Raw genomic sequence first — 13,893 nt, 5'->3', positions numbered from 1 at the left:
TCCACCATGGGACCGGCCGTTCTCATCTGTCCAGTGCCTTGGCGTTCAGGCCGTGGCCGGTTTGCTCATGTGATCGTGAGCCGTGTGGTGGTCCTCGATCACGGGGAGCGTTTCGAACTGGTGGAATGGCGGCGGGCTCGACAACGTCCATTCGAGCGTAGTCGCACCTTCGCCCCACGGATTGTCGGCAGCCTTCTTACCAGCCACGAAAGCGTAGACGATGTTCACGAAGAAGAAGATCATCGACAGCGCCATGATGGTGTAGCCGAACGAGCTGATTTCGTTCCAGTAGGCATAGGCATCGGCATAGTCCGGATAACGGCGCGGCATACCCTGCAGCCCCAGGAAGTGCTGCGGGAAGAACAGCACGTTCACGCCGATGAAAAAGCCCCAGAAGTGCAGATGCGAAAGCAGTTCGGAGTGCATCCGACCGCTCATCTTCGGGAACCAGTAGTAGAAGCCGGCGAACATGGAGAACACCGCACCCATCGACAGAACGTAGTGGAAGTGCGCCACCACGAAATAGGTGTCGTGGACCACGTCGTCGACGCCGCCATTGGCGAGGTAGACGCCGGTCACGCCGCCCACGGTAAACAGGAAGATCATGCCGATGGCCCATACCATGGGTGATTTGAACTCGATCGAGCCGCCCCACATCGTCGCAATCCAGCTAAAGATCTTGACGCCGGTCGGGACGGCAATGACCATGGTCGCCGCAGTGAAATACATCTTCGTGTTCACGTCGAGGCCCACCGTGTACATGTGGTGCGCCCACACGACGAAGCCGACGACGCCGATTGCGACCATGGCGTAGGCCATGCCGAGATAGCCGAACACCGGCTTGCGGCTGAAGGTCGAGACGATCTGCGAGATCATGCCGAAGCCCGGCAGGATCATGATGTAGACTTCCGGGTGGCCGAAGAACCAGAACAGGTGCTGGTAGAGGACGGGATCGCCGCCACCGGCCGGATCGAAGAAGGTCGTACCAAAATTACGGTCGGTGATCAGCATGGTGATCGCCGCGGCAAGGACCGGCAGGGCCAGCAGCAACAGGAAGGCGGTGACCAGCACCGACCACACGAACAGCGGCATCTTGTGCAGGGTCATGCCCGGCGCGCGCATGTTGAAGATGGTGGTGATGAAGTTGGTCGCCCCCAGGATCGAACCCGCACCCGCAAGGTGGAGCGAGAAGATCGCGAAGTCGACTGCCGGACCGGTCGAACCGGTCGTCGAAAGCGGCGCATAAACCGTCCAGCCAACGCCCGCGCCCGGACCCGTACCGCCCGGCACGAACAGCGAGAACAGCAGCGAAACGAAGCCCGCAACGGTCAACCAGAACGAAATATTGTTCATGCGCGGGAACGCCATGTCCGGCGCACCGATCATCAGCGGGACGAACCAGTTGCCGAAGCCGCCGATCATCGCGGGCATGACCATGAAGAAGACCATGATCAGGCCGTGGGCGGTGATGAACACGTTCCACATATGCAGCGAAGTGTCGAAATCGGGCGTTCCGCCCATGAATTCGGCCCACCACTGGAGATACTGGATGCCGGGCTCCGCCAGCTCCATGCGCATGATGCCGGAAATGGCACCGCCCACGATACCCGCCATGATCGCGAAGATCAGGTAGAGCGTGCCGATGTCCTTGTGGTTGGTGGACATGAACCAGCGCGCGAAGAAGCCGGGCTTGTGGTCGGCGTCGTGCGCGTGGTCGTCGGTGTGAGCCTGGAAGCTGTCGGCGGTGGTTGCCATCGTGCTATACTCTCGAGCTAATCGTAAATCTTATGCGGTGGGGGCGACGGGGGGAGCGCCCGCACCCGCTGCGCCAGGCGCAGCGCTTTCGGGATCCTGAAGCGGAACAGCCGACGGATCGGCTTCCATGCCCGCTTCGTCGGCGCCGGCGATCGTGCCGCCCTGCGCCAGGACCCAGGCGTTGTACTGATCCATCGGCAGTGCCTCGATCGCGATCGGCATGTAGCCGTGACGCGCGCCGCACAGTTCCGAACACTGGCCGTAATAAACGCCCGGCTCTTCGATCATGAGCAGCTTTTCGTTCAGACGTCCCGGGATCGCGTCGAGCTTGAACCACAGGCTGGGGACGGCGAAGGAGTGAATCACGTCGGCCGCAGTCGTCTGAAAGCGGATCGGCACGCCGGCGGGAACGACCATCCGGTTGTCCACTGCCAGTTGATGCGGTTCGCCGCGCGCTTCCGCTTCTTCCTTGGTCAACATGTTCGAGACGATCTCGAAATCGCCATTGTCGGGATAGGCATAGCCCCAGTACCACTGATAGCCGATCGCCTTGACGGTGATCGCATCCTTGGGGGGCGACTTGTACTGAGCGCTGAGCAGCCCGATCGACGGCACGGCGATACCGAGCAGGATCAGTGCCGGTACGACGGTCCAGACAACCTCGATCAGCGTGTTGTGGCTGGTCTTCGAAGGCACCGGATTGGCGCGCTTGTTGTACTTGAGGATGACCCACACGAACAGCGCCAGCACGAAGAGGCTGATCAGCACCATGACCCAGACCAGGCCGATATGGAGCGCATTGGCCTGGTGCCCGATGGGCGAGAACTGCTGCTGCACGTCGATACCGCCGGCAACCGGCATGCCCTTGCCTTCGGTGGGCTTCATCGGCGTGTAAGCCCCCGAACCCGCAGCGACCGCATCGGGATCGGCCACATCGGCCGCTTCTGCGGGATCGATCTGTTCGAGCTGCTCGGTCGCTGTCGCTTCGGCGGCATCCTGCGCCATTGCGCCCTGCGCGCCAAAAGCCAGCATCGCCGCCATCGCAAGGCTGGCTACAATCCGGTGGAACCCGTTGAGGGAGCCGAGAATTTTCATCGTCTTGGCACTCTTTCGTGTCGTGTCTCGTTCCGGGCCCGCCACTTTCGCGAATCCCGCGTGCGCGGCGGGACGCGCCCCCTGACAAAGGACCCGATTGCGCCCGCCCTATAGGCAGGCTTTGCCAATGCCTCAAGCGGGTGGCGGATAAAAATGTGCATGCAGCTTTGCCTCTTGCGCTATCGTGCGCGAGGCGCTTTGGACGCTAGCGCCATGACAGAAGAAGAAATCCTCTCCGAATTTCGCGCCAGCGAAGCCCTGCTCGAAGGCCACTTCAAGCTTTCCAGCGGACAACACAGCGGACATTATTTACAATGCGCGCGCGTGCTGATGAACCCCGAGCGTGCCGGTCGATTGGCCTTCGCGCTCGCACAGAAAATCCCGCGCGACATCCGCAGCCGGATCGATGTCGTCGTCAGCCCGGCCATGGGCGGCATCATCATCGGTCAGGAAATGGGCCGCGCGCTGGGCAAGGATGCCATGTTTCTCGAACGGCCCGAGGGCGAGTTTCACTTGCGCCGGGGTTTTCGACTCGAACCCGGTGCCAAGGTTTTGATGGTGGAGGACGTGGTTACCACAGGCCTTTCAAGCCGAGAAGCAATTGCGGCTGTCGGGCGCGAAGGCGGCGAGGCCATTGCCGAAGTAGCCCTCGTCGACCGCAGCAACGGTTCCGCCGATCTCGGCGTTCCTTTTTTCCCGCTGGTCGAGATCACTTTCCCCACCTATGCCGAGGATGAGTTGCCCGAAGACCTGGCCGCCATCGAAGTGACCAAGCCCGGGAGCCGCAAGGCTTGAGCACGCCCCTTCGCCTTGGGGTCAATATCGACCACGTCGCCACCATCCGCAACGCGCGCGGAGGCGATCATCCCGATCCGGTGCGGGCGGCGGAAATCGTGGCCGCGGTGGGCGGCGATGGCATCACCGCGCATCTGCGCGAAGACCGTCGGCATATTCGCGACGCCGATCTCCAGCGTATTCAGGCCGCGACCGACCTCCCGCTCAACCTCGAAATGGCGGCGACCGAGGAAATGCTGGCGATTGCCCTGTCCCACAAACCGCACGCTGCGTGCATCGTGCCCGAGAAGCGCGAGGAGCGGACCACCGAGGGCGGGCTGGATGCGGCGGGCCTGCACAATACGCTCGCGCCCATCGTGTGGAAATTGCGAGACAATGGCATTCGCGTCAGCCTGTTCATCGAGGCCCACGAACGCCAGCTCGAGGCCGCCGGGCAACTTGGCGTGCCGGTGGTGGAATTCCACACCGGTGAATACGCCCATGCCGGGCTCGACGGGGATAACGCGCGCGAGGAGCGCGAGATCGAACGGATTGCAGCCATGTCGAAGCTCGCGCGCGAAATGGGTATCGAACCCCACGCAGGCCACGGCCTCACCTATGAGAACGTCACACCGATTGCCGCCATCCCCGAACTGGCCGAATTGAACATCGGCCACTATCTGGTCGGCGAGGCAGTCTTCGTCGGGCTGGAAGCGGCGGTCCGGCGGATGCGCGAACTGATGGACGAGGCGCGCGCATGATTATCGGCCTAGGCTCCGACCTGTGCAATATCGAGCGGATCCAAAACTCGCTCGACCGTTTCGGTGAGCGTTTCGAGAATCGCGTCTTTACCGATATCGAACGCGCCAAGGCGCGGCGCCGCCCATTCACCATTGCGGGTACCTATGCCAAGCGCTTTGCCGCCAAGGAAGCGTTCTCGAAGGCTGTGGGTACCGGCTTCCGGCGCGGCGTCTTCATGAAGGATATCGGCGTGGTCAACGCCCGGTCCGGCGCGCCAACCCTGGCGCTGACCGGCGGCGCGGCAATCGTGCTTGCGGAAATGGTACCGCACGGCCATGAAGCCCGCATTCATCTCACCCTCACCGACGATCATCCATGGGCACAGGCCTACGTCATAATCGAGGCCATACCCCAGTGACCACCGGCGCCACGGCAGTGAACAAGAAATCCAAGAAATCCGACGAAAAGGTCGACTGGATCGCGGAAATCCGCGGCCTTGCCCTAATGCTGCTGGCGGTCTTCGCCTTTCACAGCTTCATTGCCAAACCCTTCTACATCCCGTCTGAATCGATGATGCCCAACCTGCTGGTCGGCGACCGGCTGGTGGTGAGCAAATATCCGTATGGCTGGAACTGGAGCTCGATCAGCTTCCACCTGGCCCCGCGCGGGGATTGGCGTATTGCCGGATCGACGCCGGAGTATGGCGACATCGTCATTCCCGTGCATCCGCAACGCGACGAGGATTACATCAAGCGCGTCGTCGCCCTCCCGGGCGATCGGATTGCGGTCAGCAACGGCCAGATCATCCTGAACGGTACGCCGGTGGAACAGAGGGTGGAACCGGCCATCGACCTGCCGCTCGATGCCAATTCGCGCTGCGACGGTTTCGGCTTCGACGATTTCCGGGCGCGCGAAGACGGCAAGCGTGTGTGCCGCGTACCCGTCCTGCGCGAAACTCTTCCCAACGGGGCGACCTATCTTGTCATCGACCACCAAAACCAGGCACTCGACAATTTCGCCGAGATCACGGTTCCGGAAGATCACGTTTTCGTGATGGGCGACAATCGCGATCATTCGGCCGACAGCCGCGAACTCGATCATCCGCGAGGCCTGCTGGGACCCATCCCGCTGGAAAATATCGGTGGACGTGCCGAGTTCATCACCTTTTCGCTGGACGGGACGACCTCGCTCAACCCCATTAGCTGGTGGACGAGTCTGCGCGAAGGCCGTGCCTGGTCGACCCTGCGCCCCGCCGTCGTGGAACGAAATTCCGTTTCCGAACGCTAGGTTCCTGATAGAACCTGGGTCCTGATGGAAAGGGCATAGATGGTCGACGAGAAACAGGACACTCAGGACCGGGACCTCGGCACCAGCCCTTCGCGCATCAACGATCCCCGCATCCGGCTGGAGGTGTCGCGGGCCATGGTCTGGGTCGCGGTGGTTGGCACCGTCGCGCTCGCCGTGTGGATTGCGCGGCCCTTACTGGTCATTTTCGGGGCCATGGTCTTCGCCTCGATGATCGATGGCGGGGCGCGCTTGCTCGGCCGTATACTTCATATCGGACGGAGCTGGCGGGTAGCGATCGTGCTGGCGGGGACCGTGGGTTTCCTGCTGTGGCTCGGCTATTTCGCGGGCGCCACGATCTCGCAGGAAGCAGCGCAACTGCCTGCCATCATCGAACGGCAGCTCGAAGAACTCTTCGCCTGGGCCGGGAGCCAGGGCTTCCAGATCGATCAGGACCATCTGCAGAACTATCTGGGCAGCATCGGTAGCGGCATAAGCACCGTCACCCGCGCATTGGGCGGGATTCTGGGCGGGGTGGCAACCATAGTCCTCATCCTCGTTATCGGGGTCTATGTCGCGATCGACCCGCAGTTGTATGAGCGCGGGGTCGCGTGGATGCTGCCACGCCAGCAACGCGGTCGCTTTTACGAAACCGCCGAGCGGATGGGCCAGACGATGCGGCGCCTGATGGCGGGTCGCCTGCTGGGCATGGTGGTCGAAGCGGTGTTCACGTACATCATGCTGGCGATCGTCGCGCCGCTGATCGGTATCGGAGCCGTGCCCATGGCGGCGCTGTTGGCAATCCTGACCGGTCTCCTTGCCTTCGTCCCCAATCTCGGCGCGATCATCTCGGGCGTGTTGATGGTGCTCGTCGGCTTTTCCGGCGGCGTCGAGATGGGCGTTTACACCATCTTCGTCTATCTCTTCGTCCAGAATTTCGACGGTTACGTGGTGATCCCGATGATCGCCAAGAAAACGGTCGATCTAGCCCCCGCGCTGGTTCTCGCCTTCCAGCTTATCATGGGTATTCTGTTCGGTATTCTCGGCCTCTTCCTGGCCGATCCGCTTCTGGCCATGCTAAAAGTTGCGCTCGAAAGGCGGGCTGAGCAGGCGAGCGAAGAGCAGCTAAGAGAAGGTGCCAAAAATGGCGCGTAAATTCTTGTATTTTATTGCAGTCTGTATCGTTCTGGTCATCGTCGGCGGGATCGCGCTATCGATCTGGTCGCGCGAAGCGACGGAAATCGCCTTTGTCCCTCGCGGCGAATTCGTCGAACAGGAACCGTTGGCGGCCAACGCCTATCAGGACCCGGGCATGTGGTATTCGCGCCCGGGAATCGGGACCAGCGATCCGGCGCGCTATCAGCCCGCCATCGCGGAAAGCGCACCCGACCCGGCCGAACGCGAAGCCTCGCCCGACGCGCCAGCGGCCGAACGAAGCCTGGACGCTCCCGATCCGCTCGCCACCACCGGTTCGCGCAGCGGGGAAGCGGCGGATAGCGATACGCTGCCCAGGTTCGTGGTCTTTTTCGTACCGCCGACCAGCTATACCAAGGGCGCCTTGGGCGATTGGAACGCCGCATTGAACGATGCGGACACCGACCGCCTTGCCGCCGTTTTCCTGCGCGGGCTTGCCAGCCCCTTCAACCGTGCGGAAGAACTGTGGGCACCCAAATACCGACAGGCCGCCGTGGGCGCCTTCCTGACCGACAAGGCCGATGCCACCAAGGCCATCGACGCGGCCTATGCCGATGTCGCGCAGGCCTTCGACTATTTCTTGACGAGCGTGGGTCCGGACAAACCGATCGTGCTTGCCGGGCATAGTCAGGGCTCAACCCATGTGTTGCGCTTGTTGCGCGAGAAAGTAGCGGGCACACCGCTGCAGGATCGGATCGCTGCCGTTTATGCCCCGGGCTGGCCGATTTCGGTCGAGCATGATTTGCCCGCCCTACCCCTGCCCGCCTGCGCCGCGCCCAACCAGTCCGCCTGCCTGATCGCCTATGCCAGCTTTGCCGATGATGGCGATGCGGGCCAGCTTCTGCGCCGCTACAGCGCCATTCCAGGCCTCGACGGAAAACCGCGGGGGGTGGACGATCCCATCGTCTGCGTGAATCCCCTGACCGGCACGGCGGGCGGTTCGGCAGCGGCCTCGCGCAATCTCGGTACGCTTGTTCCAAGCAGCAATCTTGCGACCGCCGAACTGGTCGCCGGTGCGGTGCCTGCCCGCTGCGACGATCGGGGGCTGCTGAGGATCGGCGATCCGCCCGAGCTGGGGGAAGGCGTTCTGCCGGGTGGCAATTACCACGTTTACGACATTCCGTTGTTCTGGAAGAACCTTCAGGACGATGTCGTCGCGCGAGTGAAGGCATGGACGAGAGCACGGGCATCGTAACTGACAACGCGCTGGTCTATGGCGATACGCTGCCCGAAGGCGGCGCGCTGCTAGCGCTCGATCTCGGCACCAAAACCATCGGAGTCGCCACATGCGATGCCGGATGGCGCTATGCCACTGCGGGAAAAACCGTGCCGCGCAGCAAATTCACCAAGGATGTCGGTGCCTTGCGCGTGATCGTTGATGAACGATCGATCAAAGGCATCGTCCTCGGCCTGCCGCGTAACATGGATGGCAGCGAAGGGCCGCGCGCGCAGGCGAGCCGCGCCTATGCCAAAAACCTCGCCAAGGCGCTTTCGTTGCCGGTGCTGCTATGGGACGAACGCTGGTCCACTGCCAGCGCCGAAGCCGCCATGCTCGGGCAGGATATGAGCCGCGCCAAACGCGCAGAGAAGATCGACAGTCATGCGGCAGCGATCATCCTCCAAGGTGCGATAGACACGCTGGCTGGCGGTGGGTTCTAGTCGCGCCTTAAAAGGCGGCGGATCGATGGTCTCAGGCACTTTGCCCCGGGCGAATTGCTATATTCTCATACTGAGTTTCTCCACCGCGACCCAGCCCCGCTCCGGGACCCGGGCGATAATCGGGACCGTGTGCGCGATCTTCCGTTTCGCCCTGTTCGCCAGGCTTCATAGTTGAAGCATGGCGCGGCGGAGTTGAGCTTCGCGCGCCAACATCAGATCGCCTGCCAGTTCGGCGTCCCGCCACAGATCGTCACGCTCGGCATCGCTGTGCAACAGGCCGGATCGCGCCTCGAAGCAGGCTAGCCGCATGCGCCCGCTGGGATGGTCACGACCGAACTGCTCGGCAAGGTCCAGAGCCTCGACGCTTTCGAGCGCAACCGCGCAGCGCAGGAATGACTCGTTTGCGCAAGGATTGAGTCGGCACATGACCTCACCCCGATCGAGATCGAAGCCGTACTGGTCGAACCACTCCTGCCCTGCATCCACATGCATGATGTTGAGCGAAACCGAAGTTGATTCGGGCGGCAGCTGGGAATGCACATCCCTATGCGCGCGATAATGCAGCAGCCTGCCCTGCGCCAGCGCGCTGCGTTCGACAAATCGCAGTTCCGCCCTCTCGCCGCGATAACCCGCAATGTCTTCATAGACGATTTCGAAATAGTCGCTCCGATAGCCGGGGCCGAAATAGCCTGCGGTGAGGAAATCGAAATTGTGATCGTGCGGGACACCGTAGACGAAGCTCTTCGCGCCGCTGGTCCGAAAACAGGTTTCGCTCTCGCTCGGCCAGATGTTGGCACGCAGGAAGCAGTCTCCGATCAGCGGTGACAGCACAATCGCCTGGGGGCCGTAAGCGCTGTCTTCGAAGGTATCGCGGTGCCGTTCGCGCAATTGCTCGATCATCATATCGCCAAGAAAGGTCCGGTTATTGGCCAGACGTTCCAGCGCTGCGGCGGCTTCGTCCGTGCTGGCATCGTCCCGGGGATCGAAGCCCCGGGCAATCGTATCGATGGTTTCCTCCAGGCTTGCGGCACCCGACTGGGTATTGGCGATCACGCGCGGCATGGCAGCATTTCTTCGGCCTGTTCCAATTCTGGATACCGCTCGACAAGCTGAGAAAGCAGGCCGCGTGCAGGGGAATGGAGCGGATCGGAAGAGTCGGAGGCGAATGTCCTGAGGAGATCCATGCCCAGGCCCGTATTCAGCGCCAGGCATTCGCGCAGCGCCTGCCAGCGCACATGATCGCTCCCCGACCGGGCAACGTCCGCAAATACCGGCGCGGCATCACTCCGCTTCATTCGCCCCAGCAGTGCAACCATCATCTCATGCTGGCTCTCACGCCTATTGCCACTTGCCTTGTGAACCACCTTTCCCGAAGCGAGATCGACCTGACGGGTCGGGCGCGGACGATCCCCTACCCGCGCCAGCCGCAAGGTGAGCATGCATCCACGCACCCGTCGCACGACACGCGAACAGTCCGCGCCGGCAAGAACGATGCAATCGCCACGGCCGACACGCCGAGCAGTCCGGTCGACTTCCACCCGATCTCCGCAATCCGTCACGATCCGCAGGGCTTCGATCTCGGCCCCGCCGACAAGGACTATCTCATGCCGATCTGCATCGGGGAAGGTCGCAACGACGTGCGATGTAGCCGGCACCATTCCATCATGGAGCGCCAGGCCCAGAGTGGCCGAACCCTTGGCCGCGAGTTGGAGGAAATGAAAACCCGCGCCGGACTGATGGCGCAAGGAGAGTTGAGCCAACGGTGTCTCGCGCTGTTGCCTCACCAGACGCTCAATCATCGGCAGGATGACCGCTCGCGCCGCCTCCTCCGCGCCGACCAGGCGTTGTAGCGCCCCGCATTCCGCCAGCTCCGCCCCAGCCCCATAGTCCTCCAGTTCGCCGACAACCCGGGATAGCCCGCCCTCCCTGCGGCAATCCTCCGCGGCCGACATAACCGCTTCTTGCATTGCGCGTTGCGCGATACGGTCTCCGCGCAACGCGCCTATCCGCAGGTCGACATACATGATCTTCGCTATGCGCTTAGAACAACAGTTCGACCTGCGTCATATCGTGGACGTAGACCATGATCGCCACGATCGTATCGTCCGACGCCACAGCAGCCAGGCTGCCAAAGAGGCCCACGGCCCCTTCCAGTTCCGCCAGGCTGGCCAAATCGATCTTGGGTAAAGTCATGAAATGCTCCTGCAATCCGGTGGACCCCGACCCGATGCCCCCGTCCACCGACGGCAAAGCTGGCGGCAAGGTACGTCGAACTGAAATTAAAACATTGAAAGCCCCCGATTTGTGCGGCTATCGCACTCGGCAATGAGCGAGAAAGCGCGAAAATTCGATCCATCGAAGGCAACCTCCTTCCTTACGGGTCGGGGACATGCGGGCTGGCTCGGGCTGCAATATTCGGACCACGGCGACGATTGGGTCGAGCTGGAACTGCCCTGGCGCGAGGACCTGCTCGGCGAAGAGGGGCAGCGGGTGTTGGCTTCCGGCCCCATTCTCAGCCTGATGGACATGGCCAGCGGCATGGCGATCTGGCGCGCGATGGACGATTTCACCGCCATCGCCACGCTCGATCTACGCGTCGATTACGTGCGCCCTGCCCGCGAAGGGGCCAGCGTGTTCGGGCGTTCGCAATGCTATCGCCTGACGCGCAGCGCCGCCTTCGTCCGGGGCCTTGCCCATGATGGCGATGCGGAGGATCCGGTGGCTCATATCCAGGCGGTGTTCATGAAAATCGCCGCCGCCCCGAGGCTCTGACATGGCTCAAGAAATCGAAGCACTCACACCCTATGCCCGTTCGCTCGGCATTACTGTCGAAAGCTGGGAGGACGGTATTCCGATCCTCTCGGTTCCGTTCGAAGAAACCGTGGAAGGCCGTCCCGAGCATTATCACGGAGGGGCCACCGGGGGGCTTCTGGAAACGGCGGGCTATGCCGCATTGCGCGCGGAACTTGGGCGCCAGAGCCGGGAGGCGATGCTCAAGCCGATCAACATCACGGTGCAGTATCTCGCGGCGGGCAAAAGCCGCACCAGCTATGCGCTGGGCCGCGTGACCAAACTGGGGCGACGCAGTGCCAATATCACTGTCGAAGCATGGCAGGACGATCGCACTCGCCCGGTGGCGACAGCCGTGATGAATGTTCTGGTGGCGAGCCCGGAAGGTTAATTGCGCGCGTCCTGTTCCATTTCGCGCAACCTTTCGTCGCGCCGGTCGCGGATGGCATCGTAACGGCGCTCATCGGCTCGCCTGCGCGCTTCTTCGATAGCTTCTTCGTCGATCGCCACACCGCCTTCACCGAAGGTAATATCGACCGGAATCCCGTCGATTTCCGTCGAAAAAACCGCTTCGCCCTCGCGGATGCGCAGGCGTGAATTGCCATCGCCGATTGGAATATCATCGATCTCCGGGACGTCGAGCGGCTCGATCGGTCCGCCCGGGTCATCCTGTTCGCGGGGCGCAGGCTGGCTCGGCGCTGCTTTCACATTCATCGCGCGGTTCATGAAATCGCGCCAGATCCGCGCCGGCAATCCCCCGCCGCTGATCCCCCCGGCAAGCGGCGAATTGTCGTCATTGCCGATCCATACGCCGACCACGAGATCACCGGCATAGCCGACGAACAGCGCATCGCGATTGTCCTGTGTGGTCCCGGTCTTGCCATAGTTCGGCCCGCGCAACATCGCTGCGCGCCCCGTGCCCTCGTTGATCGCCGAGCGCAGCATCCGCTCCATCTCCGAATGGGTGGAGGACGACAGGCTCGACGGCCCATCCCACAGGTTTTCGAAAAAGCCGCGCTCGGGACGGGCGAAGGCGTGGGGCTCGACCGGATATTCATTGGCGGCAACCGCGGCATAGGCTGCGGTCAATTCGAGCAGCGACATGGTCGAGGTTCCCAGGGCCAGGCTCGGATCGCCCTGGGCGAGAGGTGACGTGACCCCGAGATCACGAGCGGTCGCGATGACTTTTTCACTGCCCACCTCGCCCAGCAGGCGGACTGCGGCGACATTGCTCGACTGTGCGAAAGCCTCTTCCAGCGTCAGGCTTTCCGAATAGCGCTCGCGCGCATTTTTGGGTCGATAGCTTCCCTCGGTGATCTCGGTATTGGCAATTCTGTCTTCGGGGCTCCACCCGGCGCGCAGAGCGGCCAGATAGACGAACAGCTTGAAAGTCGATCCGGGCTGGCGCTTGGCCTGCGTCGCGCGGTTGAACGGCGATTTCGCATAGTCCTTGCCGCCGATCATCGCGACGACCTCGCCATTGCGCCGCATTGCGACCAGCGCGACCTGCGCCTCGCCCAGCGGCGCGCGCTGCGTCACTTGCCGGGCAATGTTCTGCAACCGGCTGTCGAGTGTGGTGGTCAGTGTCTGGCGGGCATAGCCCTGCTCGGTGGAGTCGCGCGCTTCGGGCAGCGCCCAATCGGCGAAATAGGTACCCGTGGGGAGATCGTTGCGCGTGCGCACATCGAGCGCGGGTGGCTTCATCGCGCGCGCTTCCGCCTCGGTGAGATAGCCTGCGGCGACCATCGACTGCACCACGATCCGCATGCGTTTTTCCGCCCGGTCGTAATGCTTGGTCGGCGCGTAGGCGCTGGGCGCCTGCAACAAGCCGGCGAGCATCGCAGCCTGGTTGGGTTTCAGGTTCTCGGGCTTGCGATAGAAATAGTGCAGGCTCGCCGCGCGCAGACCGTAGACGTTGTCGCCGAAATAGGCGTTGGAGAGATAGCGGCTGAGGATTTCGTCCTTGGTCAGCCAACCTTCGAGCCACAAAGCAATCAGCGCCTCGCGCGCCTTGCGTGACAATGTGCGCTCGGGAGTGAGGAAGGTGAATTTGGCGAGCTGCTGCGTGATCGTGCTGCCGCCGCCAGTGCCCGTCCAGGCGGCGCGCGCAATCCCGCGCGGGTCGACGCCCCAATGCGAATAGAAGCGCCGGTCCTCGGTCGCGAGGAAAGCTTCGATCACATGGGCCGGGAGTTCGGACACCACGACCGGCTCGTCGGTAATAGCGCCATTGCGGGCGATTGGCGTGCCGTCGGCGGCCAGGAGCGTGATCTGCGGCGCCGCGATCGGCTCGAGCGATTTGGACAGCGGCGCAGTGATCGCCAGCCAGGTGACGAGGAGGATGAACAGGGCGAGGAGCCCGGCGAGAATTCGCCCCGCCCACCAGCGTTTTCGGCGATCACGCCAATAGTCGCGCTGCCAGAAACGCAGGCGCTTCTTCTCTTCGGCCGCAAGCGCACTGTCGAGCCGGTCGAGGCGGCTGTCCCAGTCGTCGTAATCCAGCCCGTCATGCGTGGCGTAATAGCCGCGATGCGGAGAGAACTCCGCCTGCGGTTCGGCCTTGCGCCGGAAGGAATCGAAAACGCCCATCGCCTACTGTGT

The 13,893-nt window shown here is 62.7% G+C and carries 15 protein-coding genes; 9 read left to right on the top strand and 6 right to left on the bottom strand.

The annotated features are described in order from the left end of the window. Positions 1 to 45 precede the first annotated feature (45 nt). Positions 46 to 1,755 (bottom strand): cytochrome c oxidase subunit I, encoded by a 1,710-nt coding sequence (gene ctaD / locus MUY37_RS11185; protein WP_499195442.1) that lies wholly within the window; start codon positions 1,753 to 1,755, stop codon positions 46 to 48. A 30-nt stretch (positions 1,756 to 1,785) separates the two neighbouring features. Next, positions 1,786 to 2,850 carry a cytochrome c oxidase subunit II gene (gene coxB, locus MUY37_RS11180; protein WP_499195441.1) on the bottom strand — a complete coding sequence of 355 codons (1,065 nt, stop codon included), beginning with the start codon at positions 2,848 to 2,850 and terminating at the stop codon, positions 1,786 to 1,788. Between the two features lie 213 nt (positions 2,851 to 3,063). Between coxB and pyrE the strand changes: the two genes are divergently transcribed. From pyrE to ruvX, 7 genes are read left to right on the top strand one after another with little or no spacing between them, the layout of a single operon-like run. Beyond that, complete coding sequence (pyrE, locus tag MUY37_RS11175; protein ID WP_499195440.1) at positions 3,064 to 3,645, top strand: orotate phosphoribosyltransferase; 582 nt, start codon at positions 3,064 to 3,066, stop codon at positions 3,643 to 3,645. Then, entirely contained in the window at positions 3,642 to 4,385 is a 744-nt protein-coding gene (locus MUY37_RS11170) for a pyridoxine 5'-phosphate synthase (protein ID WP_499195439.1), read from the top strand. The genes pyrE and MUY37_RS11170 overlap by 4 nt, the downstream gene beginning before the upstream one ends. Then, positions 4,382 to 4,783, top strand: coding sequence for a holo-ACP synthase (acpS, locus tag MUY37_RS11165; RefSeq protein WP_499195438.1), 402 nt, complete (start codon positions 4,382 to 4,384; stop codon positions 4,781 to 4,783). The genes MUY37_RS11170 and acpS overlap by 4 nt, the downstream gene beginning before the upstream one ends. Further along, on the top strand, positions 4,741 to 5,652 hold the full coding sequence (gene lepB / locus MUY37_RS11160) for a signal peptidase I (RefSeq protein ID WP_499195437.1): 912 nt from the start codon (positions 4,741 to 4,743) through the stop codon (positions 5,650 to 5,652). Before acpS ends, lepB begins: the two co-directional genes overlap by 43 nt. A gap of 39 nt (positions 5,653 to 5,691) precedes the next feature. Beyond that, positions 5,692 to 6,804 (top strand): AI-2E family transporter, encoded by a 1,113-nt coding sequence (locus MUY37_RS11155; protein WP_499195436.1) that lies wholly within the window; start codon positions 5,692 to 5,694, stop codon positions 6,802 to 6,804. After that, entirely contained in the window at positions 6,794 to 8,038 is a 1,245-nt protein-coding gene (locus MUY37_RS11150) for a DUF3089 domain-containing protein (protein WP_499195435.1), read from the top strand. The genes MUY37_RS11155 and MUY37_RS11150 overlap by 11 nt, the downstream gene beginning before the upstream one ends. Further along, on the top strand, positions 8,014 to 8,502 hold the full coding sequence (gene ruvX, locus MUY37_RS11145) for a Holliday junction resolvase RuvX (protein ID WP_499195434.1): 489 nt from the start codon (positions 8,014 to 8,016) through the stop codon (positions 8,500 to 8,502). Before MUY37_RS11150 ends, ruvX begins: the two co-directional genes overlap by 25 nt. A gap of 165 nt (positions 8,503 to 8,667) precedes the next feature. Here the strand turns inward: ruvX and MUY37_RS11140 are convergent, their stop codons facing one another. The 3 genes from MUY37_RS11140 to MUY37_RS11130 form a co-directional block, all read right to left on the bottom strand. Next, positions 8,668 to 9,564, bottom strand: coding sequence for a transposase (locus MUY37_RS11140; RefSeq protein ID WP_499195433.1), 897 nt, complete (start codon positions 9,562 to 9,564; stop codon positions 8,668 to 8,670). Continuing rightward, positions 9,552 to 10,454 carry a hypothetical protein gene (locus MUY37_RS11135; RefSeq protein ID WP_499195432.1) on the bottom strand — a complete coding sequence of 301 codons (903 nt, stop codon included), beginning with the start codon at positions 10,452 to 10,454 and terminating at the stop codon, positions 9,552 to 9,554. The genes MUY37_RS11140 and MUY37_RS11135 overlap by 13 nt, the downstream gene beginning before the upstream one ends. Before the next feature lie 88 nt (positions 10,455 to 10,542). Further along, the gene (locus MUY37_RS11130; protein WP_499195431.1) at positions 10,543 to 10,695 is read right to left on the bottom strand and encodes a hypothetical protein; all 153 of its coding nucleotides are present in this window, start codon (positions 10,693 to 10,695) and stop codon (positions 10,543 to 10,545) included. Between the two features lie 132 nt (positions 10,696 to 10,827). Here MUY37_RS11130 and MUY37_RS11125 point away from each other — a divergent pair, with 132 nt between their 5' ends. Together MUY37_RS11125 and MUY37_RS11120 are read left to right on the top strand one after the other, a co-directional pair. After that, entirely contained in the window at positions 10,828 to 11,274 is a 447-nt protein-coding gene (locus tag MUY37_RS11125) for a PaaI family thioesterase (protein ID WP_499195430.1), read from the top strand. 1 nt (position 11,275) lies between these two features. After that, the gene (locus tag MUY37_RS11120) at positions 11,276 to 11,683 is read left to right on the top strand and encodes a PaaI family thioesterase (protein WP_499195429.1); all 408 of its coding nucleotides are present in this window, start codon (positions 11,276 to 11,278) and stop codon (positions 11,681 to 11,683) included. Here the strand turns inward: MUY37_RS11120 and MUY37_RS11115 are convergent. Further along, a complete protein-coding gene (locus MUY37_RS11115; protein ID WP_499195428.1) occupies positions 11,680 to 13,881 on the bottom strand; it encodes a transglycosylase domain-containing protein in 2,202 nt (733 codons plus the stop codon). The two genes, MUY37_RS11120 and MUY37_RS11115, sit on opposite strands and share 4 nt — an antisense overlap. Between the last annotated feature and the right edge of the window lie 12 nt (positions 13,882 to 13,893).

Source organism: Qipengyuania sp. ABI-127-1 (assembly GCA_022953095.1).
In the GTDB taxonomy this organism is placed as follows: Bacteria; Pseudomonadota; Alphaproteobacteria; order Sphingomonadales; family Sphingomonadaceae; genus Qipengyuania.
Note: the sequence above shows the minus strand (reverse complement) of the source record. Positions and strands in the feature narration are given on the sequence as shown.

Bases quoted from the DNA above. Each gene is read 5' to 3' on its own strand.
- ctaD (WP_499195442.1), bottom strand. From the start codon at position 1,755: ATGGCAACCACCGCCGACAGCTTCCAGGCTCACACCGACGACCACGCG.
- coxB (WP_499195441.1), bottom strand. From the start codon at position 2,850: ATGAAAATTCTCGGCTCCCTCAACGGGTTCCACCGGATTGTAGCCAGC.
- pyrE (WP_499195440.1), top strand. From the start codon at position 3,064: ATGACAGAAGAAGAAATCCTCTCCGAATTTCGCGCCAGCGAAGCCCTG.
- acpS (WP_499195438.1), top strand. From the start codon at position 4,382: ATGATTATCGGCCTAGGCTCCGACCTGTGCAATATCGAGCGGATCCAA.
- lepB (WP_499195437.1), top strand. From the start codon at position 4,741: ATGGGCACAGGCCTACGTCATAATCGAGGCCATACCCCAGTGACCACC.
- MUY37_RS11155 (WP_499195436.1), top strand. From the start codon at position 5,692: ATGGTCGACGAGAAACAGGACACTCAGGACCGGGACCTCGGCACCAGC.
- MUY37_RS11150 (WP_499195435.1), top strand. From the start codon at position 6,794: ATGGCGCGTAAATTCTTGTATTTTATTGCAGTCTGTATCGTTCTGGTC.
- ruvX (WP_499195434.1), top strand. From the start codon at position 8,014: ATGGACGAGAGCACGGGCATCGTAACTGACAACGCGCTGGTCTATGGC.
- MUY37_RS11140 (WP_499195433.1), bottom strand. From the start codon at position 9,564: ATGCCGCGCGTGATCGCCAATACCCAGTCGGGTGCCGCAAGCCTGGAG.
- MUY37_RS11135 (WP_499195432.1), bottom strand. From the start codon at position 10,454: ATGTCGGCCGCGGAGGATTGCCGCAGGGAGGGCGGGCTATCCCGGGTT.
- MUY37_RS11130 (WP_499195431.1), bottom strand. From the start codon at position 10,695: ATGACTTTACCCAAGATCGATTTGGCCAGCCTGGCGGAACTGGAAGGG.
- MUY37_RS11125 (WP_499195430.1), top strand. From the start codon at position 10,828: ATGAGCGAGAAAGCGCGAAAATTCGATCCATCGAAGGCAACCTCCTTC.
- MUY37_RS11120 (WP_499195429.1), top strand. From the start codon at position 11,276: ATGGCTCAAGAAATCGAAGCACTCACACCCTATGCCCGTTCGCTCGGC.
- MUY37_RS11115 (WP_499195428.1), bottom strand. From the start codon at position 13,881: ATGGGCGTTTTCGATTCCTTCCGGCGCAAGGCCGAACCGCAGGCGGAG.